Below are 22,673 nucleotides of genomic sequence, written 5' to 3' on the forward strand. Positions count from 1 at the left end.
ATCATCGTTGCGCTGCTTTACACGCTGCTTTCGGCAATCGCCGCGAGCAGGCGTGCATTGAACGCCCGCTGCTGCGCCTGCCAGGCATCCAGTTCGCTTTGCGGCACCGGCTCCTGGCCGTCCATGCCACTGAGCATGCGCTTCCACCATGTGCGGTACTGGTAGGCGGAGACTTCGCCGTTGATGTCGCTGGCCACGATGCGTCCACGCAACGCCTCGATGATCGCCATCGCATGCGATTCCTCCAGTCGTCCCTGGTCCCAGTTGGTACGCGCGGTATCGACGCTGAACGCGTCCTTGTCGATCGACAGATAGGTCGGCTGCGGCGCCTGCTTCAGCTGCCGCACGAACGCGGTGGTGAGTTCGTCCGGGTCGTCGAAGCGGCGGAACGCATCGGCCAGGCCCTGCTTGGCCGCCCAATCCACGTTCACATCCATGCACCAGTAACTGAGCTTGCCGGCCTGCAAGGGCCGCAGGTAGTTCTCCCACGCGTGTTTGGCGCCGATATCGCCCGAGGTGATGCCGACCACGTGCACGTGCGTCACGAACGGCAGCATCGCCACGCGTCGCACCCACGAACCGCAATGGATGCCCCAGGGAAAACGCATGTTGTCCGGATGGTTGTCGAACACCACCAGCTGGAACGGTCCGCGCGCACGCTGGCGCTGCACCAGCGGCCAGGTGAGATGGTGGTAGTCGCCCGAACCCATCAGCACGGTGCCGTAGTTTTCCGGCAGGCGCGTGTCGAGATAGTCTCCCAGGCGGTTGAACGTGCGCAGCGTGCAGCCGAAGCGGATCGCTTCCTGCCAGTCGGTCAGCGGCAGCGTGGTCGCGCCGGCAATCTCGCCGACCGAGCTGTCGAAATCCAGGATCAGTGGTTCACGCCTGCTCATGCGTCGCCCATTGGCTGTCGCTCTCGAAGAATCGGCTCAGGCGGCGTGCCAGCATGCGCAGGAGTGGATTGCGCAGGTAGATCGCGTGCCGCGTGAGGGTGAATTGTGCACCCAGCGACGCCTTCACCTGCGGATCGGTCCAGCCGGCCACGTAGTGCGTCAGCTGCTGGGTGCGCGCAAAGGCCAGGTTGTGGAACCAGCTGGTGAAATACAGGTTCTGCTCGCGGGCCTGCGGATAGGCGAAGCCCACGTACTTGTCGATCAGCTTGCCTTCGACCACGAAGCACAGGTTCCAGCCGATCATCTGTTCCTGATGGCGATAGACGAACACCACGCCGCCATTGGTCGCATCGCGCAGCACCGCGGCGAAAAAATCGCGACTCAACTTGTCGAAATGGATCTCGCTCTGCGCGTAGACGTTCTCGTACAGCGCGTAATACGCGTCGACCACGGCATCGTCGCTGAACACGGCGTCGCCGCAATGCAGCGTCGTCACCGCCGTCTCGTCGCGCTTGCGCAGCTTGCGGCGGATGTCCTTTCGCCGGCCGGAGGAAAGCCGCGCGAGATAATCGTCCTCGCTGGAGAAATCGATAGTCACATACGCCAGTGCCTGCCCTTCCAGCAGCACGAAACCGGCCGCCTCGCAGGCGTCGGCAAAACGCCGGCACCACTGCCCCGTAGCCGCGTCGAACAGCGGCGAGGCCTGCGGAATGTCCTTCACCACCAGCAGGCGCTGGCGGCGGCCCAACTGGTCACGCAGGGCCTTGGCCAGCGCATCGGGTTGGGCCTCGCGCGGGAACAACGCGTATTCGGACACCGTGGTGCCCACGAAGGCCGTGCGCCAGCGCAGCAGCCGCCCCCACCAGCGGTAGCCGGGCGCGCCCATCACCTTGGCGCGCGCCTCGTCATCGGCGGTGGTGAGCAGGTCGAACGGCGCCACGAAGGCCGGCGTTTCCGCGACCTGAAGCACACTGAAATCGATGGGGGGATGTTCGGCGAACCGGGCGATCAGTGCGTCCGGCTCGAGCTGATTGAGGTACTGCACGCGACAGGCCCACGAGTCACAAGGCCATAGGATACGACTCCCGCCCCGGCCTGGCACGGCCACCGCCACTTTTCGGCCGATAAGGCTGCCGAAAGGCACTTGGCAGAAGCTGAATCAGGAGGCGTTCTGGACTTTATCCTGACGCTTCGTCAGGCTTGCGTAACGGCATCCCGAGGATGCCGCGTGACCCGGCGCCGTGGAACTCAGGAAATCAAACATGAGCAACGTTCAGCAGGAAACCTTCGACATCATTGCCAAGCAGGCCAAGATCGAACTCGACACGATCAAGCCGGAGTCCACCCTGAAGGACCTGGGCATCGCCTCGCTGGATGCCATCGAAGTGATCTTCGACATCGAAGAGCACTTCAACATCAACCTGCCCAACGAAGACACCGACTTCGACGGCGGCACCGTCGGCCAGCTGGTGGAAGCCATCGAGCGCCAGCTCGCCCAGAAGACCAGCGAATAATCCATGCGCCGTATCGTGATCACCGGCATGGGCGCGATCTGCGCGCTCGGCCACGATGCGCCTTCCGTGTGGAAGGCCATGACGGAAGGCGTTTCGGGCATCGGCCCGCTGACGCGCTTCGACGCTTCGGCGCTGCGCAGCGGCGGCATTGCCGCAGAGATCAAGCAGTTCGATCCAAGCCGGCATTTCGACGAAGCGCGCCTGGCCTTTCTCGATCCGTTGAGCCAGTACGCGCTGGTCGCGGCGCGCGAAGCGGTCGAGCAATCGGGCATTTCCTTCGACGGTGAACGCGCCTCGCGCACCGCCGTGCTGGTGGGCGTGGGTGTGGCCGGCGAGGAAACGCGCGAAGGACTGTACAAGCGCCTCTACGAGGAACGCGCCACGCGTTTCCACCCGTTGGGCATCGTGCGCATCATGACCAACGCGCCGGCCAGCCAGATCAGCATGGCGCACGGCATCACCGGTCCCACCTTCGCGGTGGCGAGCGCTTGTGCTTCATCGAACCATGCCATTGCGCAGGCCGCGCTGATGATTCGCGCCGGCCTGGTGGACGCGGCGGTGGTCGGCGGCGCGGAAGCCAGCCTCACGCTGGGGTTGATGCGCGCATGGGAATCCATGCGCGTGCTGGCACCCGATACCTGCCGCCCGTTCAGCGCGGGACGCAAGGGGCTGGTGCTGGGCGAAGGCAGCGCCATGTTCGTGATCGAGACGCTGGAGTCGGCGCAGGCGCGCGGGGCCACGATCCTGTGCGAACTGGCGGGCACGGGCATGAGTGCCGACGCGGGCGACATCGCCGCGCCCTCGGCCGTGGGCGCGTCCGCCGCCATGAGCATGGCGCTGCGTGACGCCGGCCTGGCGCCCGAGGCCATCGGCTACGTCAACGCGCATGGCACCGGAACGGTCGCCAACGACAGCACGGAAACCCGCGCGCTGCACAGCGTATTCGGCGCGCATGCGCCTGCGCTGGCGATTTCCTCGACCAAGCCCATGCACGGCCACGCGCTGGGCGCGGGCGGTGCGCTGGAGTTGATCGGCACCATCGGTGCGCTGCGTGACGGCATCGTGCCGCCGACGCTCAACTACCTCGAACCCGACCCGGCCTGCGATCTGGACTATGTGCCGAATGTGGCACGCGAGAAGAAGATCGACGCGGCGATCAGCAATTCGTTTGCGTTTGGCGGGTTGAATGCGGTGGTGGCGGTGAAGCGGATGGGGTGATGGTGGATGGCGCGTTGCGCTGAGTTTGCTCGTCATTCCGGCGCAGGCCGGAATCCAGAGCCTCGGTGTTTGGTTTCTGCGTTGACGCCAGGGTGCCGCCTACGCGGCGGGCGTTTCGATCGGCTGCCGCCGCTCGAGTCACTTTTCTTTTGCTGGCCCAAAAGAAAAGTAACCCAAAGAAAATGGCCTCAGAAGCTCACACCGACTGCGGTATACAAGCCTGAAGGATTTGGGGCTCGGATCGTCACGATCTCCCTAATCAACGGTATGGCTACATCGCGAGTAAGGCGGTGCTGAGGACTTAAAGCGGAGCCTCGCTTCGCATCGCCTTTTGCGGTGCACGGCAATTCTCCCTCTCCCCTCCGGAGAGAGGGCTGGGGTGAGGGGTCAATCTTGCGGATGGGTGGCTACGTGCGTAGCTGCGACTGCCGGCAAAATAGACTCGCGGCTCAAGCGCGCAATCGGCATATCTCCAAGCGCAGCCGGATCGACCCAGCACACGCCCTCAATTTCCGCCTGCGCCACAAACGGCCCATCGGCTTTTACTTCATAGACCTCGGCCTCGACGACATGGCCCGGCTCGTTGGCTGCCGGCGCGCTGAAACGCCCGATCCAACGGGCGCCTTCCTCATGCATCGTGCAGCCGAGCTCTTCGTGCAGTTCACGCGCCAACGTGTGCAGATCGTTGCGGTCGTCCGCGTCGCGCTTGCCGCCTGGCTGCTGCCATACCTCGGCACCGCGTTTGCGCACCATCAGCACCCTGCCCTGCACGTCGCGTATCACCGCGGCAACGATGCGGATGATCTTCTCGCCATTCACAGCCGCGAGAACGACCAGGACTGCATGCGGCCGTCCTTGTACGGCATCACGCCGTGGAATGGGCGGGGATCCTGATCGAATACCAGCGGCAGGAAATGGCGGTCGCCTTCCCACATCGGCAGGTCCATCAGGCGGTCCAGCGGTACCCATTCCAGCGTGCCTTCGGGGTTGGAGGTCATCGGCGTGCCGCTGAAACGGTCGATGACGAAGATGAAGCCCAGCCAGTCTTCGCCCTGCTTGCCGAAACCCGGCCAGTTGAGGGTGCCGCGCAGCGACATCGACTCGCAGGTAATGCCGGCCTCTTCAAGGATTTCCCGGCGCATGCAGGCGGCGATGTCTTCCTCCGGCTCCATCTTGCCGCCCAGGCCGTTGTATTTGCCCAGGTGCATGTCGTCGGGCCGCGAGTTTCGGTGGATCATCAGGACTTGTCGACGATCCGGCGACAGCACATAGCCGAGAGTGGCGACGATGGGGGTGTAGGGCATCGGTACGCTGCGGGTCGAGGAGGAAAGCGGCCAGTATAGGCGTCGCGGAACTTTCGCCAAACGTCTCGCCGGACTTGCGCCAGCACGGTCAGGGCGGCGACCATCGGGGAATGTGGAACGCTTCAGACCGCCCGCTGTCCCGACTGCGCCTCTCGCTGTGCTGGCTGCTGCTGGCCCTGGTGCTGGTGGCCGGCTGCGATCGCCAGGCGCAGGCGGTGTCCAGCAAGGAACAGGTGTTCGATAACCAGAACTTCCGCGTGGTCCGCATCGACCTGAAGCGCGAAACCCTGAGCCTGCACTGGAAGGATCCGGAAAGCGGCGAGCCCTTCGGCACCATCAACGCATTGCGCCAATGGGGCATGACGCACAACCGCCGCATGCTGTTCGCCGCGAACGCGGGCATCTACGACCGCCAGTTCGCACCGCTCGGTCTCTACGTGGAAAACGGCAAGACCACAGTGCCGCTGAACCTGTCCCATGGCAATCCGGCATCGGGCAATTTCTCGCTGCTGCCCAATGGCGTGTTCGCCATCTATCCCGACGGCCACGCCGCCGTACAGACCAGCACCGCCTTCAAGGCCGCAGCCAAACCGACGACATGGGCCAGCCAGTCCGGTCCCATGCTGGTCATCGACGGCAAGCTCAACGATCAGTTCATCGACGACTCCAACAGCCTCAAGTGGCGCAGCGGCGTGTGCGCCAAGACGCCGCACCATGTCGTGTTCGCGGTGAGCGAGGCGCCGGTGAATTTCCACACCTTCGCGCGGCTGTTCAAGGAAGAACTCGGTTGCCGCGATGCGCTCTACCTGGACGGCACCATTTCCCAGTTCTACGTGGACGGCGAAGGCTATGCCGGCGCGCCCACTTTCATGGTCAAGCCGTATGCCGGCATTTTCGCGGTGTTCTCGCAAACCACGCCCTGACCGCGCACGTCGACGGTCACCCACCCTCCGGATCGAGCCACTCGCGCCATGAATCAACCCCGACTTTTCCGCTGGCTTCGCTATCTGCTCGGGACCTTGCTGATCCTGCTGCTCGGCGTCTTCGTCGCCGGCTGGTTCCTGCTGGCCGGCAGCCGCGCGCAACTCGATGGCGAGGTGAAGCTCGGCAACCTCGGCGATGCCGTCTCGATCACGCGCGACGCACTCGGCACCACCACGCTGCAAGGCAAGAACCGCGACGACCTCACCTACGCCATGGGCTTCGTGCATGCGCAGGAGCGCTTCTTCGCGATGGACCTGATGCGTCGCCTGCCCGCGGGCGAGCTCTCCGAACTGGTGGGCGCCAAGGCGCTGGATACCGACATCAACCATCGTCGCCATCGCCTGCGCAGCGTGGCCCAGGCCGCCTATGCGGCGCTGCCGCCGGAGCAGAAGCGCACGCTCGACCTGTACGCGGCCGGCGTCAACGCGGGGCTTGCACACTTGCACGTGAAGCCGTGGGAATACCTGCTGCTGAATGCCAAGCCGCAACCGTGGCGCGCCGAAGACACCTTCCTGGTCATCGCGGCGATGTACCTGGATCTGAACGGCGACGGCCGCAACGAGCGCGAACTGCACATGGCCGAACTGCGCTCGACCCTGCCCGCGCCGGTGGCCGACTTCCTGCTCTCGCCCGATTCGGATTGGGAGGCGCCGCTGCAAGGCGATCTTTCGCATCCGCCGGTGATTCCGGGCGCCGAGACGTTCGACCTGCACAAGCTCGCACCCGCCGCGCCGGGCGACCGGAGCGCGATGACCGCCGCCCTGCTCCCCGCGCTGGACGCCGCGCGCCCGGGCAGCAACAGCTTCGCCGTGGCGGGCAACCTCACCGAATCGGGCGCCGCCATCGTGGCGAACGACATGCACCTGTCGCTGCGCGTGCCCAACATCTGGTTCCGCGTGCGCCTGCGCTATCCGGATGCGTCGGCACCGGGCGGACAACGCGACGCCAACGGCGTATCGCTGCCCGGCACGCCCGCGCTGGTGGTCGGTTCGAACGGCCAGGTCGCCTGGGGTTTCACCAACAGCTATGGCGACTGGGCCGATTGGGTACGCGTGTTGCGCGATCCCAGCGATGCCTCGCGCTACAAGGTGCCCGAAGGCTGGGCCGCCATCGAGACGCACGAGGAAGTCATCCACATCAAGGACGCTCCCGACCATACGCTGAAGGTGGAAGCCACGCGCTGGGGCCCGATCATGGGCAAGGACGTGGACGGCACGCCGCTGGCACTGGCATGGATCGGCGATCGCCCGGGCGGCTACAACCTGGGCGTGATGCAGCTGGAACACATCGACAGCGCGCATGCGGCACTCGATCTGGCGCCGGGCATGGGCATGCCGCCCCAGAACCTGCTCGCGGGCGACAGCGCCGGCCACATCGGCTGGACGGTCACGGGCACCTGCATTCCGCTGCGCAAAGGCTTCGATCCGCAGCTGCCGGCCGACTGGTCCGCCGCCGATACCGGCTGGCTGGGTTGCGCGCAAGCATCGCAGTACCCGCGCGTGGAAGACCCTGCCGACGGCCGCTTGTGGACGGCCAACAACCGCACGGTGGACGGCAGCGAACTCGAACTGCTCGGCAACGGCGGCCACGATCTTGGCGCACGCGCGCAACAGATTCGCGACGATCTGCGCGCCCGTAACAGCTTCACGCCCGGCAATATGCTCGATGTGCAGCTGGACAATCGCGCCGTGCTGCTCACGCGCTGGCAGCGGCTGCTGCAGGACACGCTGGCGGGCACGCACGACCCGGAGCTGGAGCAATTGCGCCAGCTCACCGCGACCTGGGCAGGCCGTGCCTCGACCGACAGCGTCGACTATCGACTGGTGCGTGCCTTCCGCGACAAGGTGAAGGAGAAGGTGCTCGCGCCCTTCGTGGCGCAGGTAAAAGCCAAGCACGACGACTTCGCCTGGCCCGGCCTGGTCGACGCCGAGGCCGCGGTGTGGACGATGGTGCGCGATCGCCCGATGAACCTGCTCGATCCCAGCTACGACAACTGGAACGCCTTGCTCAATGCAGCGGCTCACGACGTTGTCGACGAGCTGGGCAAGCAGCCGGGCGGCCTCGCCGCACGCAGCTGGGGCGAACACAACCGCACGGACATCCGTCATCCGCTGTCGCGCGCCCTGCCCGGCTTCATCGGCCGTTTCCTCGACATGCCGGACGAACCGGTGGCCGGCGACCACAACATGCCGCGCGTCGTATCGCCGGGCTTCGGTGCATCGGAACGGCTCGACGCGATGCCCGGCCAGGAAGCGCAAAGCATCCTGCACATGCCCGGCGGCCAGAGCGACAACCCGCTGTCGCCCTATCACGGCGCAGGCCAGGAAGACTGGGTGAACGGCCGTCCCACGCCATTGCTGCCCGGACCCGACCAGCACACGCTGACCTTGCTTCCGGCCAAGACATAAGCAAAAAAGCCGCCTTTCTGGCGGCTTTTTTTGATGCTCGCTGGCTGCGCGATCAGCCCAGCAAGCGAATGCAGATCGCCTGGTAAAGCGACGGCAGTTTTTCCAGATCGGCCACCGACACGCATTCGTCCACCTTGTGGATGGTGGCGTTCACCGGCCCCAGCTCCACCACTTCGGCACCCAGCGGCGCGATGAAGCGGCCGTCCGAGGTGCCGCCGCCCGTGCTCTCTTCCGGCGAAACACCGCAAAGCTCGCGGCACACCGACACCACCGCCTCGCGCACGGCGCCGCCCGGCGGCGTGAGGAACGGTTCACCGGACAGCGACCAATCGACCTGCCAATCCAGACCATGCTTGTCGAGAATCATCTCGGCGCGCTTTCGTAAATCCTCGGCGCTGCTGGCCGTGCTGTAGCGGAAATTGATCAAGGCCGTGAGCGCGCCGGGAATCACGTTGTTCGCACCGGTACCCGCGTTGAGGTTGGAGACCTGGAACGAGGTGGGCGGGAAATCCTGGTTGCCCTCGTCCCAGCGCTCCGCCGCCAGTTCCGCCAGTGCCGGTGCAAACGCGTGGATCGGATTGCGCGCCTTCTCCGGATACGCCACATGGCCCTGGATGCCGCGCACCTGCAGCGTGCCCGACAACGAACCACGACGGCCCACACGAATCAAGTCGCCGAGTTTCTCCTTCGACGACGGCTCGCCCACCACGCACCAGTCGATGCGCTCGCCCGTGGCCCGGAAATGCTCGGCCACGCGACGCACGCCATCGAGGTTGGTCGGCCCCTCCTCGTCGCTGGTCAACAACAAACCAACGCGACCGCGATGATCGGGATGCGCCGCGACAAACGCTTCCAGCGCCACCACCATCGCCGCCACCGAACCTTTCATGTCCGCCGCACCACGGCCGTATAGAAGGCCATCGCGAATCACCGGCTCGAACGGATCGGTGGTCCAGCTCTCAGCCGGCCCGGACGGCACCACGTCGGTATGCCCGAGAAACACCAGCAGCGGCCCGCCTTGCCCATGCGTGGCCCACAGGTTGTCGACCTCGCCATAGCGCAGGTGCTGCACCGCGAAGCCCGCTCTCTGCAGACGTTCGCCAAGGGAAGCCTGGCAGCCGTCGTCGTCCGGCGTGACGGAGCGGCGATGAATGAGATCAATGGCTAGATCGAGAACCTTGGACATGAGATGCCTCAAACCACGAAAACATGATGAATGTGAAAGAGCGGCGCGCCCTTACCCCGCCAGCGCCGTCCCCAGCGCATGCCCCACCACGTACGTAATACCCGCCGCGGCCACCGTGATGCCCAGCTGGCGCGCGATGGAAAACACCATGCTTCGCCCGGTGAACAGCGCGGTGCCCATGCCGATCAGCACCAGCCCGGCGATGGTCGAGGCAATGCTGGCGATGAAGGCGGAGTGGCCGTGCAGGAACAGGTACGGTGCCACGGGAAAGAGTGCGCCCAGCGCGAACAGGCAGAAGGAGGAAATGGCTGCGCCGTAAGCGGAGCCGCCCAGTTCATCGGGATCGATGCCGAGGTCTTCGCGTACCAGGGTGTCGAGCGCGGTGCGTGGACGTTCGGCCATCTGCGCGGCCAACTCTTCGGCGACCTTGGCATCCATGCCTTTCTGCCGGTAGATGCCGACGAGGCTGCGCCTGCCGTCTTCCGGCGATACCGCCAGGCGCTCGGCGCGTGCGGCGATCTGCGCCTGATAGAACTCGCGCGAACTGTTGACCGAGAGCCATTCGCCCAGCGCCATCGAACAGGCACCGGCCACCAGGCCCGCAAAACCCGCGAGCAGGATGGCGTGGTCGCCCGCCGCCGCGCCGGCCATGCCCATCACCAGGCTGCCGTTGGAAACGAGTCCGTCATTGGCACCGAGCACGGCGGCACGCAAGGTGTTGCCGCTCTGGGTGCGATGACGGCCGCTGCGCGCAGCAGGCGCCTGCGCTTCAAGGAAGTGATTGCGATGCCCCTCACGATCCACCGGTGTCGGCAGATGGTCGGCATGTTCCAGCCGCACCACGGTCGGCATCACGAACTCGGTGCCGAAGCGACGCGCAAACCAGGTCAGCACCTTCACGCGCGCACCGATGCGTGCAGGCGGCACCTGCACGCCCATCTGCGTCAGCTGCGCTTCCCAGAACGCCGCATTGGCTTGCTCGCCCTCGGCGATGCGTCGGTAGGCGCGGCGCAAGCGCTCGTCGGTGGCGAGTTCGGACAGCCGCTCGTAAAGCGCCGCATTGTCGCGCTCGATACGAAGATTGCTGCGGTAGTGTCGTGCGCGACGATCCATCACAGTGCTCCCGGCGGACTCATTCGTCCAACTCGCTGTCGCGCTGGCCAAGATAGACCAGCGCCACCAGCAACACCGCCACAAAACGGAACGCACTCTCCAGTCCGTTCCACTGCGTGGACATCCACATGCCGAACCATTCGCCACCCACGGCGATGAAGCCGCCCAACCACAGCGTCACGCCCACGGTGAGGCCGAGCACGCCGATGCGTTTGGTGCGGTGAAACAGCGCCGCCGGCAGCTTGCGTGCACGCCACAGACGCCACACGCCCAGCCAGCAAAGCACCGCCGCCAGCGTTTCCGTGGCAATGATCAATGCATAGGCCGAGTGTTGCAGCCAGGGCGAGGTGATCGCGCGATAGTGGATGCCCGCAGCGGGGAAAATGGTGTCCATTGCCAGCACATGCTGCACGAACGGCCAGTTGCTGCCGTAGTCGGTGAGGTTGCCGAAGGCGACCAACGCCAGCCATAGCGCGATGGTGGCGAGCAACACGATTCGGGAGAGGCGCACCACCATGGCAGCGAGGCCCTCAGCGTCCGAACAGCTTCTTGAAACCGTTATCGGTGAAACCCACGCTGACCGAATCATCCTCCTGCACCACCACCGGACGACGCACCAGCGCCGGATACTCCTTGAGCAACAACGTCCACTCCGGATCGCTGGCGGGGTTCTTGCGTTGCGGCAGCAGCGTGCGCCAGGTGGTGGAGGACTTGTTGACCAGTTTTTCCCAGCCGCCCAGCTGCTGCGCCCAACTCTTCAACGTGGCCGCCGGCACCGGGTTCGCGCGATAGTCGACGAAGCTGTAGGCCACCTCGAAGCGGTCGAGCCAGTTGCGCGCCTTGCGGCAGGTATCGCAGGTGGTGAGGCCGTACAGGGTCACGCTCATTCGGCGCTCCGCAGCAGTTCGTTGATGCCGGTCTTGCTACGCGTCTTCTCGTCGACCTGCTTGACGATGATTGCCGCGTAGAGGCTGTGCGAACCATCCTTCGCCGGCAGGCTGCCAGAAACCACTACGCTGCCGGCTGGCACGCGGCCATAGCTGATTTCGCCGGTAGCGCGGTTGTAGATGCGCGTGGACTGGCCGAGGAACACGCCCATGCCGATCACGCTGCCCTTCTCCACGATCACGCCTTCGACCACTTCCGAACGCGCACCAATGAAGCAGTTGTCTTCGATGATGGTCGGGTTGGCCTGCAGCGGCTCCAGCACGCCGCCGATGCCCACGCCGCCCGACAGATGCACGCCGGCGCCGATCTGTGCGCACGAGCCCACCGTAGCCCAGGTGTCGACCATGGTTCCGGCGCCGACGTAGGCGCCGATATTCACGTAGCTCGGCATCAGCACGGCATCTTTCGCCACATGCGCGCCACGGCGCACCAGCGCGCCGGGTACCACGCGCGCGCCCAGCCCTTCCAGCTCCGCGCCGTTGCCATGGGCAAAGCGCAGCGGCACCTTGTCGAACGCCATCGCCGGACCGCCATCGACCACGCGGTTGCCGTTGAGGCGGAAATACAGCAGCACGGCCTTCTTGATCCACTGGTTCACCGCCCAACCGCCGTTGCCGTCCGGCTCGGCGACGCGGCGCTCGCCCGATTCCAGCAGGTCGATCACCTGCTCCACGGCGGGACGCAGATGCGTGTCGATCTCGGCTTGGGTCAGTTCGTTGCGGCGTTCGAAGGCGTCGTTGATGAGGGTTTCAAGAGTTTGCATGGCGGTCACGGCAAGGGGAGCGGGAGGAAGCGGCAATGCAGCGCGCCGCAAGGGACGAGGAATTCTGACAAGAAATGGCTGGTATCGCGAGTCGCGCGCATACCAGCTCAGGCGCGCTGTTCTTTCGCGGGCCCGAGCCGGTCGATCAGGGCATGCAGCAGTCGATCCTGCAACTCGATCGATAGCGGCGCGTCGTGGCGATCGGTGATGAGGAAGAAATCTTCCACGCGCTCGCCGAAGGTGGCAATACGCGCATCGTGCACACGCACGCCCGCATCCATCATGCCCTGCGCCACTGCGGCCAGCAGGCCCGGGCGATCGCTGCACACCAGCGCCAGCCGCGTGCGCCCGTTGAGCGTGCTGAAGGCGATCTTCGGCGCTGCCTGGAAATGCTTGAGATGGCGCGACATGCTGCGGCGCGATGGCTGGTGCACGTGGCCGGGCTGCGACAACGCGCGGTGCAGGCGTTGCTTGAGCTCGTCGGCACGCTCCGGCGTCGCCGGTTGCTGGGTGTCCGCTTCGAGCAGCAGGAACGTGTCCAGCGCCATCCCCGTCGGCGAGCTGAGGATGCGCGCTTCCATGACCGAGAAATGCAGCCGGTCGAGCATGGCCGTGACGGCGGCAAACAAGCCGTCACGATCGGGCACGTAGACAAACAGTTCGGTGGTGCCGCGCACCGACTTCGGATGCACTTCGACCAGCGGCGTGGCGCCTTTCGCACGCAGGATGGCCGAGGTCTGCCACGCGATCTGTTCCGGTCGATGGCGCAGGAAACTCGATTCGGGAAAGCCTCGCCACACGCGCTGGCACAGCTCAGCCGCGAACCCTTCCTGTTCCAGCAACGCCAATGCCTGCTCGCTGCAGCTTCGCACGCGCGCAGCAGCGTCCGCAGGCAGCTCCTCTTCGCTATGCAGCGCATAGCGCGTGGAGGTGTAGAGGTCGGCGAGCAAACGATCCTTCCAGCCGTTCCACAACTTGGGACTGGTGCCGATGATGTCGGCAATGGTCAGCAGATACAGGTAATCCAGCCGCGTGGACGTGCCCACCGTATCGGCGAAACGATGCACCACGTCCGGATCGGTGATGTCCTGCCGCTGCGCCGTGGTACTCATCAGCAGATGCCAGCGCACCAGCCAGGCGATCAGTTGCGTGTCTTCTTCCGGCAGACCAAGGCGACGGCCGAAGGCGAGCGCCTCTTCCTCGCCCAGCACAGAGTGATCGCCGCCGCGCCCCTTGGCGATGTCATGGAACAGTGCCGCCAGCAGCAACAGTTCCGGCTTGGGCAGGCTCGGCCAGATCTTGCAGGCGATGGGGAAATCGGTCGCGGCATCGGCATCGGCGAAACGCGCCACGTTGCGCAGCACGCGCAGCGTGTGCTCATCGACCGTATACACATGGAACAGGTCGTACTGCATGCGGCCGAAGACTTTGCCGAACGCGGGAAGGATCGCCGCCAGCAGGCCGTGGCGATTCATCCGCCACATCGCCTCGACCGCAGGCGCGCCCTGTTGCAACAGGCGCAGGAACGCCGCCAGCACGTCGGGATCGTCGGCCAGCGCGCCATCCAGCAACGCCGATGCCTGGTGCATGCGACGCATGGTTTCCGCCGTGAAACCGGTGATGCCCGGTTCGCCCAGCCTGGCGATGAACGCTTCGACCAGCGACGCTGGGCGGCGCATGAACAAATCGGGGTCGCGCACGGCGATGCGCTTGCCGTAGCGCACGAAATCCTCGCCGACCGCTTGCGGATTGGCCGGCGGTTCCAGCATCTCCTCGAAGCGCTCGACGATCTGCACGCCAAGCCGTTCGACCTGGCTGGCAGCGCGGTAGTAGCCCTGCATGAACTGCTCGACGCCGAGGTTCTTCTCGTGCTCGTCCTGGAAACCCAGCCGCGCCGCCAGCGCACGCTGGTAGTCGAACAGCAGGCGCTCTTCGGCACGCCCCGCCTCCAGATGCAAGGCAAAGCGATAGCGGCGCAGCGTCGACTCCGATTGTTCCAGCGTGTCCTTTTCGGCGGGATCGAGCAGGCCTTCGACCACCATGTCGTCGAAGTCGTCCGCATGCGCGAGACGACGGCCCAGCCAGCGCAACGCATCGAGCGTGCGCAGGCCGCCCGGGCCATCCTTGAGATTGGGTTCGAGGTTGTAGGCGGTGTCGTTGTAGCGTGCGTGGCGCGCATCGCGCTCGGACAGGCGCACCGCCAGATACTCTGCCGGCGGCCACAACGCCGGATCGTCGACGATCGCCTTGAGGCCCTTCTCCATCGACGGATCGCCGACCAGGCGACGCGCATCGAGCAGGCTGGTGAACACGCTGGCGTCCTGCTTGGCCAGCACACGGCACTGCGGCAGGTCGCGCACAGCGTGACCCACTTTCAAGCCGATATCCCACAAGGTGGCAAAGCATTGTTCCAACGCCCGCAGTCGCGCCGGTTCGGACGGCCCCACCAGCGCGAGCAGATCCACATCCGAATGGGGGAACAGCAAACCGCGCCCAAAGCCGCCCACGGCAAACAAGGCGGCGTCGCTCACCTCGCCAAGGCAGGCGTTCCACACATGCACCACGATGCGCTGCACCGACTCGCCGCGCCGCTGCGCCAACGCCGCTGCATCCGCGCCATCGCGAAAGGCCGTGGCCAACGCGCGATCCACGTCCCCGAGCAACTGCCGCAACGCTCGCCTTGCATCCACCGACACACCCGACCGCGGCACCGCCGCAGGGAGGCGTGGCAAGGGGGGCAATACGATCGGAGCAACAGGCATGGACAGGGACGCATGTGGCGATGCAGCAAGTCTGCCACGCATGGGGGGATAGTGCAGGCGTAAATTGCGGCCGACGACAGATCTAGAGCGTCAACTGAGGCTTCTGTTGCGAGCCTGCCGCGAGCACCCGCCCCTCTCCCCGCGGGGGAAGTGCGGTGCACCGCCTTTAGTCCTCAGCACGAGCAAAAAAGAAAGGCCGCCGCAGCGACCTTTCCTCCAAAACTCAAAACCATCCGCCCTCAAGCCGCATCCGGCCAAGGCGTCAAAATCTCGAACCCATCATCCGTCACCGCAATGGTGTGCTCCCACTGCGCCGACAACGAGTGATCCTTGGTCACCACCGTCCAGCCGTCCGGCAACTGCTTGGTCTGCGGCTTGCCCGCATTGACCATCGGCTCGACCGTGAAGGTCATGCCCTTTTTCAGCTCCAGGCCCGTGCTCGGACGACCGTAATGCAGCACCTGCGGCTCGTCGTGATAGACCTTGCCGATGCCGTGGCCGCAATACTCGCGCACCACCGAGAAGCCGGCCGCCTCGGCATGCTTCTGGATCGCCGCGCCGATGTCGCCCAGCGTCGCGCCCGGGCGCACCGCCTGGATGCCGTGCATCATCGCTTCGTAGGTGGTGTCCACCAGGCGCTTGGCCAGCACCGAGGGCGTGCCGACGAAATACATGCGGCTGGTGTCGCCGTGCCAGCCGTCCCTGATCACGGTGACATCAAGATTGATGATGTCGCCATCCTTCAGCACCTTGCCGGGTGTCGGGATGCCGTGGCAGATCACGTGGTTGACCGAGGTGCACAGCGTCTTGGGAAAGCCGTTGTAGCCCACGTTGGCCGGGATCGCCTTCTGCACGTTCACGATGTGCTCGTAGGCCAGCCGGTCGAGGTCTTCGGTGGTCACGCCGGGCTTCACATGCTCCTTGAGCATGGCAAGCACTTCGGCGGCCAGCTTGCCGGCCTCGCGCATGGCCTGGATGTCTTCGGGGGTTTTAAGAGTGACTGCCATAGTTCTACTCACATGGCGGCAAACCTGCTGAAAATCCAGCGACTTGCCGCATCGCCGGCGCACCGGCTACAATTTCGAAGTTTTGCTGACCCGAGGTGTCCGTTTTCAACGGTCCGCGCGGTCGTCGCAAAGCGAGGGAGATTGTAACCGCGTTGCGGTGCAACCCCCACAAGTCCTTGATTGGACACTTAAACGCCACACACGCATCGGCACCGTCTTCGGGGTGCCTCGATCAGCCTTCCCAATCATAACGGGCTGCCGGGGTCGAAGTCGGGGATGCGTGGAGGTCCCAACCCCCGGGCCACTTACCTCCCTGATGGGACGGCCCAACAATTTGGAGTTACACCCATGGCTCAAGTCACCATGCGCCAGATGCTCGAAGCCGGCGTGCATTTCGGTCACCAGACCCGTTACTGGAACCCGAAGATGGCCCCGTACATTTTCGGCGCCCGCGGCAAGATCCACATCATCAACCTCGAGAAGACGCTGCCGCTCTTCACCGACGCGATGAACTTCCTCTCGGCCATCGCGCAGAAGCGCGGCACCGTGCTGTTCGTCGGCACCAAGCGTTCGGCCCGCGAGCCGTTGGCCGAGGAAGCCGCACGCGCCGGCATGCCGTTCGTCACCGCCCGCTGGCTCGGCGGCATGCTGACCAACTTCCGCACCGTGAAGCAGTCGGTCGGCCGCCTGAAGGAACTGGAAGCCGCTGAAACCGACGGCAGCTTCGAGAAGCTGGTCAAGCACGAAGTGCTGGCCCGCCGCCGCGAGCGCGACAAGCTGCAGAACTCGCTGGGCGGCATCAAGGACATGAACCGTCTGCCCGACGCCCTCTTCATCATCGACATCGGTCATGAAGACATCGCCGTGCAGGAAGCCAAGAAGCTCGGCATCCCGGTGATCGCCGTGGTCGACACCAACTACAACCCGGAACTGGTCGATTACGCCATCCCGGGCAACGACGACGCCATCCGCGCCATCCAGCTGTACGCCCGCGCTGCCGCTGACGCCATCCTGGAAGGCAAGGCCGCCGCGCCGGCCGCCGCCCAGGGCGACGCCAACGAATTCGTCGAACTCGACGAAGAAGGCAACCCGGTCGCCAAGGACGAGCGCAAGGCTGCCCCGCGCCGCGACGACCGCAACAACCGTGGTCCGGCCAAGAAGGGCGCTGGCGCGCCGCGTCGTGACGGTGGCCGTGGCGGCCGCGGTCGCACCGACGAATCCTCGTCCGACGCCGAGTAAGCCTTACCGCCCCGGCCCGTCACGGGCCGGGGTGCATCAAAGATATTCGAGGACCCCAGATGACTGCCATTTCCGCAAAACTGGTTAGCGAACTGCGCGAGCGCTCCGGCGCCGGCATGATGGATTGCAAGAAGGCGCTGGTCGAGAACAACGGCGACATCGACGCCGCCATCGAGTACCTGCGCAAGACCGGCTTGGCCAAGGCCGACAAGAAGGCCGACCGCGTGGCCGCCGAAGGTCGCATCGCTACCGCCCAGGCCAACGACCATGCCGTGCTGGTCGAAGTGAACAGCGAAACCGACTTCGTCGCCAAGGCGCCGAACTTCGTGCAGTTCACCAACGACGTCGCCGAGGCCGTGCTGGCTTCGGGCGCCGCCGACATCGACGCCGCCAAGGCTGCTGCTTTCCCGGGCGCCGACAACGTCGAGGCTGCCGCCAAGTCCCAGACCGCCACCATCGGCGAGAAGATCGAAGTGCGCCGCGTGGCCCATGTGGCCAACGACGGCCCGCTGGCCACCTACTCGCACGGCGGCCGCATCGGCGTGATCGTGGCGCTCAAGGGCGGCTCGGAAGAGCTAGCCAAGGGCATCGCCATGCACGTGGCGGCCATGAACCCGCCGCACATCAAGCCGGAGCACGTGCCGGCCGAGTTCATCGCGAAGGAAAAAGAGATCGCGCTGAGCCAGATGACCGACAAGGACAAGGCCAAGCCGGCCGACATCCTGGAGAAGATCATCTCCGGCAAGATCAACAAGATCGTCTCGGAAGTGACCCTGGTCGGCCAGCCGTACGTGCTGGACACCAACGTCACCGTCGGCGACGCGTTGAAGAAGGAAGGCGCGGACGTCGTGGCCGTCGCCCGCCTGGTGGTCGGCGAAGGCATCGAGAAGGTGCAGGAAGACTACTTGGCCGAAGTGGCCAAGGCGATGCAGGTCTAAGGCCTCGCCACCCGGAAGTCTCGAAAAAAGCCGCGGGCAACCGCGGCTTTTTTTGTGCACCCCGTTGCCCCCGCGCCCGGACCCCGAGGCCGGCCGGGCACCTCATCGATCCACCGCCAAACCCACGCCGGAACCGGGTTTTCCCTACACCCTGGACTGCCGCAACCCTTACCCCTTCGCGTCACTGCCGTTACAATGCGCGCGTTTTGCCCCACACAATCCGGAGACCCCATGAGCGCACCGCTTAATTACCGCCGCATCCTGCTCAAACTCTCCGGCGAAGCCTTGATGGGCGAGGCCGATTACGGCATCGACCCCAAGGTGATCGGCCGCCTGGCCGACGAAATCATCGAAGTCCAGAAGGCCGGCATCCAGATCGGCGTCGTCATCGGCGGCGGCAACATCTTCCGCGGCGCCGGCCTTGCCGCTGCCGGCATGGACCGCGTCACCGGCGACCACATGGGCATGCTGGCCACCGTGATGAACGCGCTGGCCATGCAGGACGCCATCGAGCGCCGCGGCGGCTATGCGCGCGTGATGAGCGCCATCCAGATCCACGACGTGGCGGAAGACTTCATCCGCCGCCGCGCCATCCGCCACATCGAGAAGGGCCGCATCGTGCTGTTCGCTGCCGGCACCGGCAATCCGTTCTTCACCACCGACTCGGCTGCGGCGCTGCGCGCCGTGGAAGTGGGCGCGGACCTGCTGCTGAAGGCGACCAAGGTCGATGGCGTGTACACCGCCGATCCGGCCCGTCACAAGGACGCCACGCGCTACGACACGCTCAACTACGACCAGGTGATCGAGCGCAAGCTGGCCGTGATGGACACGGCCGCCATCGCGCTGTGCCGCGACCATCGCATGCCGCTGCGCATCTACGACATGACCGTGCCGGGCAACCTCATGCGCATCATGCATGGCGAAGCGGTGGGCACGCTGGTGTCGGAAGGCTGAAACGACGAGGGATGGGGGGCAGGCCCACCCATCCCTTGTCCATCCCACCCCCTGCTATACTCGCCGGCTTGCACGGTTTGAGGGGTGTTTCCCATGCTTAACGACATCAAGAACGATGCCCAGACCCGCATGGGCAAGAGCATCGACTCGCTCAAGCACACGCTGACGAGGCTGCGCACCGGCCGCGCCAGCATCGCCCTGGTCGATGGCATCAAGGTGCCGTATTACGGTTCGGACATGCCGCTGAACCAGGTCGCCACGGTCGCGCTGGGCGATTCCCGCTCCATCATCATCACGCCGTTCGAAAAGAGCCTGGTGGCTCCGATCGAAAAGGCCATCATGGCATCGGACGTCGGCATCACGCCGAACACCGCCGGCACCACCATCCGCCTCAACATGCCGCCGCTCACCGAAGAGCGCCGCCGCGAGCTGGCCAAGCACGTGGCGCATGAAGGCGAGGACGCCAAGATCGCCATCCGCAACGTGCGCCGCGACGCCATGCAGCAGGTCAAGGATCTGCTCAAGGAAAAGCTGATCACCGAGGACGACGAGCGCAAGGCGGAAGACGAAATCCAGAAGCTCACCGACCGCTTCGTGAAAGACGTGGACAGCGTCGTCAAGCACAAGGAAGAGGAGCTGATGGCGCTCTGAGCGCCATCGCTGCGAGCCTCTGAAGCACATGACCAGCGTCGACCCCTCGCGAGTGCCGCGCCACGTCGCCATCGTGATGGACGGCAACGGCCGCTGGGCAAAACTTCGCCATCGCCCGCGCACCTTCGGCCACAACGCCGGACGCAAGGCCGTGCGCAATGTGGTCGAGAGCTGCCTGCGCCAGGGCGTCAAGGTACTCACGCTGTTCGCCTTCTCCAGCGAGAACTGGCAGCGTCCGCAGGATGAAGTCGGCGCGCTGATGGAATTGTTCGTGCGCGCGCTGGACAAGGAAGTGGACGAGCTGCACGGCAACGGCGTACGCATCCGCTTCGTCGGCGACCTGGCGAGTTTCGAGAGCAGCTTGCGCCAGCGCATGCTGGCCGCCATGGCACGCACCGCCGGTAACGACGCACTGCACCTGAACATCGCGGTGAGCTACGGTGGCCGCTGGGACATCGTGCAGGCCGCGCGCAAGGCCGCCGAAGCGGTGGCGCGCGGCGAGCTGCGCGCCGAGGACATCGACGAGAAGCTGCTCGGCCACTGGATGTGCCTGGCCGACCTGCCGCCGCTGGATCTTTTCATCCGCACCGGCGGCGAGTGCCGCGTCAGCAATTTTCTTTTGTGGCAGCTTGCCTACGCGGAGCTGCACTTTACCGATACGCTGTGGCCCGATTTCGACGAGGCTTGCCTGAAGAGCGCCATCGACGATTACGCACGCCGCGAACGCCGCTTCGGCAAGACCGGCGATCAAATCGCCAAACAGGCGTAAGGACATCCATGCTGCTCCAGCGCACCCTGACCGCACTGCTGCTTGCCCCGCTGGTGATCGCCCTGATCCTGCTGGCGCCGACGGGTCTTTTCGCCGCAATCGTCGCCCTCGCCTTCCTGGCCGCGATGTGGGAATGGACCCGGCTGTCGGGCCTGAAGGCCACCGGCGCGCGCGCCGGCCTGCTGGTGCTCACTGCCGCGATCTTCGCGCTGTGCTGGTGGCAGCGCGGCGGCATCGCCTGGCCGGTGCTGATCGGCATCGGCGTGAGCTGGTGGATCGTGGTCGGTCAATGGCTGCGTCACTTCGCCTTCGGGGCCGCGCCCACGCGCGAAAATGTCCTGATCAAGCTGGGTGCCGGCCTGCTGACCATCGTACCGGCGTGGATCGCCACCGTGACCATTCACGGCGCGGCCGACCGCGGCAACTGGTGGACCATGCTCGCGCTGCTGATCGTCTGGGCCGCCGATATCGGCGCCTATTTCAGCGGTCGCCAGTTCGGTCGCCGCAAGCTCGCTCCCACCATCAGCCCCGGCAAGACCTGGGCGGGCGTCTACGGTGCTTTCGTGGCGGGCGCCATCGTCGCCGGCGTGGGCGGCTCGCTGCTCGGCGTCACCGGCGGCAAGCTGATCGGCCTGCTGGTGCTGTCGGTGTTCGTGGTGGTCGTCTCGATCGTGGGCGACCTGTTCGAGAGCCTGATGAAGCGCCATGCGGCGGTGAAGGATTCCGGCAACCTGTTTCCCGGCCATGGCGGCCTGCTCGATCGGCTGGACAGCGTGTTCGCGGCCCTGCCCGTCTTCGCTGCCGGCATGTTGCTGCTGGGCCTATGAGTCAGCCGTTGCGCAAGGTCGCCGTGCTCGGCGCCACCGGCTCGATCGGCGGCAGCACGCTCGACGTCATCGCCCGCCATCCCGATCGTTTTCGCGCCACCGTGCTCACGGCGCACAGCAACGTCGCCGCGCTGGCCGATCTGTGCATCCGTTTTCGTCCGGAACTGGCGGTCATTGCCGATCCCGCGCTGGAAGGCGAACTATCCCGCCGCCTGAGCGCGGCCGGCGTCCGCTGCGATGTCGCCAGCGGACATGACGCCGTGACGCAGGCCGTCGCGGGCGCGCTGTGCGACACCGTGGTGGCCGCCATCGTGGGCGCGGCGGGGCTCGATTCGACCCTGGCCGCGGCGCGCACGGGCAAGCGCTTGCTGCTGGCCAACAAGGAATCCATCGTGATGGCCGGCCCGCTGCTGCTCGAGGCGCTGGCCGTGGGCGGTGGCGAACTGATTCCGGTGGATTCGGAACACAACGCGATCTTCCAGTGCCTGCCGGGCGGCCGCCCCAACCTGACGGCGAGCGGCGTGCGCCGGCTCATCCTGACCGCCTCCGGCGGACCGTTCCGTGGGCGTACCCGCGCCGAGCTTGCGGGCATTACCCCGGAGCAGGCCTGCAAGCATCCGAACTGGGTGATGGGACGCAAGATTTCGGTGGATTCGGCCACCTTGATGAACAAGGGCCTCGAAGTCATCGAGGCGCATCACCTGTTCGGCGCGGCCGCCGACCGGATCGACGTGCTGGTGCATCCGCAAAGCCTGGTGCACTCGATGGTCGAATACGTCGACGGTTCGGTGCTGGCCCAGCTGGGCAACCCGGACATGCGTACGGCGATTGCCCATGCGCTGGCGTGGCCGGCGCGCATCGAAGCTGGCGTGGCGCCGCTGGACCTCGCCGCCTGCGCGCCGCTCGCCTTCGAGCAACCCGACCTGGCGACCTTCCGCTGCCTGGCGCTGGCCTTCCAGGCCCTGCGCGCCGGCGGCGACGCCACCGCCATTCTCAATGCCGCCAACGAGGTCGCCGTGGAGGCATTCCTGGCCGGCGCGCTACCCTTCCTCGGCATTGCCGATCTGGTCGAGAGCGTACTCACGGAACTGCCGCCGCAAGCTGTGGTCGATGTTCAGTCTCTCAATGAACGCGACCGTTCGGCCCGGGCGGCTGCCCGCCGCATTCTTCGCAACGCTTGCTGACAAGCCTGATA

General features: G+C 65.7%; 22 protein-coding genes. 11 read left to right on the forward strand and 11 right to left on the reverse strand.

Annotation, left to right across the window (positions count from 1 at the left end; translation table 11 throughout):
- Positions 1–17: 17 nt before the first annotated feature.
- Complete coding sequence (locus tag ACN9MB_RS16215; RefSeq protein WP_426269596.1) at positions 18–893, reverse strand: arginase family protein; 876 nt, start codon at positions 891–893, stop codon at positions 18–20.
- Positions 880–1,938: a GNAT family N-acetyltransferase gene (locus ACN9MB_RS16220; RefSeq protein ID WP_426269597.1), complete on the reverse strand. Its 1,059-nt coding sequence runs from the start codon at positions 1,936–1,938 to the stop codon at positions 880–882. Before ACN9MB_RS16220 ends, ACN9MB_RS16215 begins: the two co-directional genes overlap by 14 nt.
- 217 nt (positions 1,939–2,155) lie before the next feature.
- Between ACN9MB_RS16220 and ACN9MB_RS16225 the strand changes: the two genes are divergently transcribed.
- On the forward strand, positions 2,156–2,407 hold the full coding sequence (locus ACN9MB_RS16225) for an acyl carrier protein (protein WP_046971921.1): 252 nt from the start codon (positions 2,156–2,158) through the stop codon (positions 2,405–2,407).
- A 3-nt stretch (positions 2,408–2,410) separates the two neighbouring features.
- On the forward strand, positions 2,411–3,625 hold the full coding sequence (locus tag ACN9MB_RS16230) for a beta-ketoacyl-[acyl-carrier-protein] synthase family protein (RefSeq protein ID WP_426269598.1): 1,215 nt from the start codon (positions 2,411–2,413) through the stop codon (positions 3,623–3,625).
- 387 nt (positions 3,626–4,012) lie between these two features.
- On the opposite strand, the gene ACN9MB_RS16235 is transcribed toward ACN9MB_RS16230, so the two are convergent.
- Together ACN9MB_RS16235 and ACN9MB_RS16240 are read right to left on the reverse strand one after the other, a co-directional pair.
- Positions 4,013–4,444, reverse strand: coding sequence for an NUDIX domain-containing protein (locus ACN9MB_RS16235; RefSeq protein WP_204634098.1), 432 nt, complete (start codon positions 4,442–4,444; stop codon positions 4,013–4,015).
- On the reverse strand, positions 4,441–4,929 hold the full coding sequence (locus ACN9MB_RS16240; RefSeq protein WP_204634097.1) for an NUDIX hydrolase: 489 nt from the start codon (positions 4,927–4,929) through the stop codon (positions 4,441–4,443). The genes ACN9MB_RS16235 and ACN9MB_RS16240 overlap by 4 nt, the downstream gene beginning before the upstream one ends.
- 110 nt (positions 4,930–5,039) lie before the next feature.
- On the opposite strand from ACN9MB_RS16240, the gene ACN9MB_RS16245 reads away from it, so the two are divergent.
- Complete coding sequence (locus ACN9MB_RS16245) at positions 5,040–5,852, forward strand: phosphodiester glycosidase family protein (protein ID WP_204634095.1); 813 nt, start codon at positions 5,040–5,042, stop codon at positions 5,850–5,852.
- A gap of 48 nt (positions 5,853–5,900) precedes the next feature.
- Complete coding sequence (locus ACN9MB_RS16250) at positions 5,901–8,321, forward strand: penicillin acylase family protein (protein WP_426269599.1); 2,421 nt, start codon at positions 5,901–5,903, stop codon at positions 8,319–8,321.
- Between the two features lie 52 nt (positions 8,322–8,373).
- Here the strand turns inward: ACN9MB_RS16250 and dapE are convergent, their stop codons facing one another.
- From dapE to map, 7 genes are all read right to left on the reverse strand, one after another.
- Entirely contained in the window at positions 8,374–9,507 is a 1,134-nt protein-coding gene (dapE, locus tag ACN9MB_RS16255) for a succinyl-diaminopimelate desuccinylase (protein ID WP_426269600.1), read from the reverse strand.
- A gap of 51 nt (positions 9,508–9,558) precedes the next feature.
- Positions 9,559–10,620, reverse strand: coding sequence for a VIT1/CCC1 transporter family protein (locus tag ACN9MB_RS16260; RefSeq protein ID WP_426269601.1), 1,062 nt, complete (start codon positions 10,618–10,620; stop codon positions 9,559–9,561).
- A gap of 19 nt (positions 10,621–10,639) precedes the next feature.
- Positions 10,640–11,137 carry a DUF2165 family protein gene (locus tag ACN9MB_RS16265; RefSeq protein WP_426269602.1) on the reverse strand — a complete coding sequence of 166 codons (498 nt, stop codon included), beginning with the start codon at positions 11,135–11,137 and terminating at the stop codon, positions 10,640–10,642.
- 13 nt (positions 11,138–11,150) lie between these two features.
- Positions 11,151–11,507 carry a Spx/MgsR family RNA polymerase-binding regulatory protein gene (locus ACN9MB_RS16270; RefSeq protein WP_426269603.1) on the reverse strand — a complete coding sequence of 119 codons (357 nt, stop codon included), beginning with the start codon at positions 11,505–11,507 and terminating at the stop codon, positions 11,151–11,153.
- Positions 11,504–12,514 (reverse strand): 2,3,4,5-tetrahydropyridine-2,6-dicarboxylate N-succinyltransferase, encoded by a 1,011-nt coding sequence (gene dapD, locus ACN9MB_RS16275; protein ID WP_426271936.1) that lies wholly within the window; start codon positions 12,512–12,514, stop codon positions 11,504–11,506. Before dapD ends, ACN9MB_RS16270 begins: the two co-directional genes overlap by 4 nt.
- The gene (gene glnD / locus ACN9MB_RS16280; RefSeq protein WP_426269604.1) at positions 12,439–15,093 is read right to left on the reverse strand and encodes a [protein-PII] uridylyltransferase; all 2,655 of its coding nucleotides are present in this window, start codon (positions 15,091–15,093) and stop codon (positions 12,439–12,441) included. Before glnD ends, dapD begins: the two co-directional genes overlap by 76 nt.
- Before the next feature lie 239 nt (positions 15,094–15,332).
- Entirely contained in the window at positions 15,333–16,100 is a 768-nt protein-coding gene (gene map, locus ACN9MB_RS16285) for a type I methionyl aminopeptidase (RefSeq protein WP_204634083.1), read from the reverse strand.
- A 348-nt stretch (positions 16,101–16,448) separates the two neighbouring features.
- Here map and rpsB point away from each other — a divergent pair, with 348 nt between their 5' ends.
- The 7 genes from rpsB to ACN9MB_RS16320 all read left to right on the forward strand — a co-directional run bounded on the left by rpsB (position 16,449) and on the right by ACN9MB_RS16320 (position 22,662).
- Positions 16,449–17,339 carry a 30S ribosomal protein S2 gene (rpsB, locus tag ACN9MB_RS16290; RefSeq protein WP_204634082.1) on the forward strand — a complete coding sequence of 297 codons (891 nt, stop codon included), beginning with the start codon at positions 16,449–16,451 and terminating at the stop codon, positions 17,337–17,339.
- A 59-nt stretch (positions 17,340–17,398) separates the two neighbouring features.
- Positions 17,399–18,277, forward strand: coding sequence for a translation elongation factor Ts (gene tsf / locus ACN9MB_RS16295; RefSeq protein WP_426269605.1), 879 nt, complete (start codon positions 17,399–17,401; stop codon positions 18,275–18,277).
- A 231-nt stretch (positions 18,278–18,508) separates the two neighbouring features.
- Positions 18,509–19,231 carry a UMP kinase gene (pyrH, locus tag ACN9MB_RS16300; protein WP_204634080.1) on the forward strand — a complete coding sequence of 241 codons (723 nt, stop codon included), beginning with the start codon at positions 18,509–18,511 and terminating at the stop codon, positions 19,229–19,231.
- A gap of 93 nt (positions 19,232–19,324) precedes the next feature.
- Positions 19,325–19,882, forward strand: a complete 558-nt coding sequence (gene frr, locus ACN9MB_RS16305) for a ribosome recycling factor (RefSeq protein ID WP_204634079.1) — start codon at positions 19,325–19,327, stop codon at positions 19,880–19,882.
- A gap of 28 nt (positions 19,883–19,910) precedes the next feature.
- On the forward strand, positions 19,911–20,651 hold the full coding sequence (gene uppS, locus ACN9MB_RS16310) for a polyprenyl diphosphate synthase (RefSeq protein ID WP_426269606.1): 741 nt from the start codon (positions 19,911–19,913) through the stop codon (positions 20,649–20,651).
- An 8-nt stretch (positions 20,652–20,659) separates the two neighbouring features.
- A complete protein-coding gene (locus tag ACN9MB_RS16315; RefSeq protein ID WP_204634077.1) occupies positions 20,660–21,478 on the forward strand; it encodes a phosphatidate cytidylyltransferase in 819 nt (272 codons plus the stop codon).
- Positions 21,475–22,662 (forward strand): 1-deoxy-D-xylulose-5-phosphate reductoisomerase, encoded by a 1,188-nt coding sequence (locus tag ACN9MB_RS16320; protein ID WP_426269607.1) that lies wholly within the window; start codon positions 21,475–21,477, stop codon positions 22,660–22,662. The genes ACN9MB_RS16315 and ACN9MB_RS16320 overlap by 4 nt, the downstream gene beginning before the upstream one ends.
- The last annotated feature ends 11 nt before the right edge of the window (positions 22,663–22,673 follow it).

This window comes from Dyella kyungheensis, assembly GCF_049913195.1.
Lineage (GTDB): Bacteria > Pseudomonadota > Gammaproteobacteria > Xanthomonadales > Rhodanobacteraceae > Dyella > Dyella kyungheensis.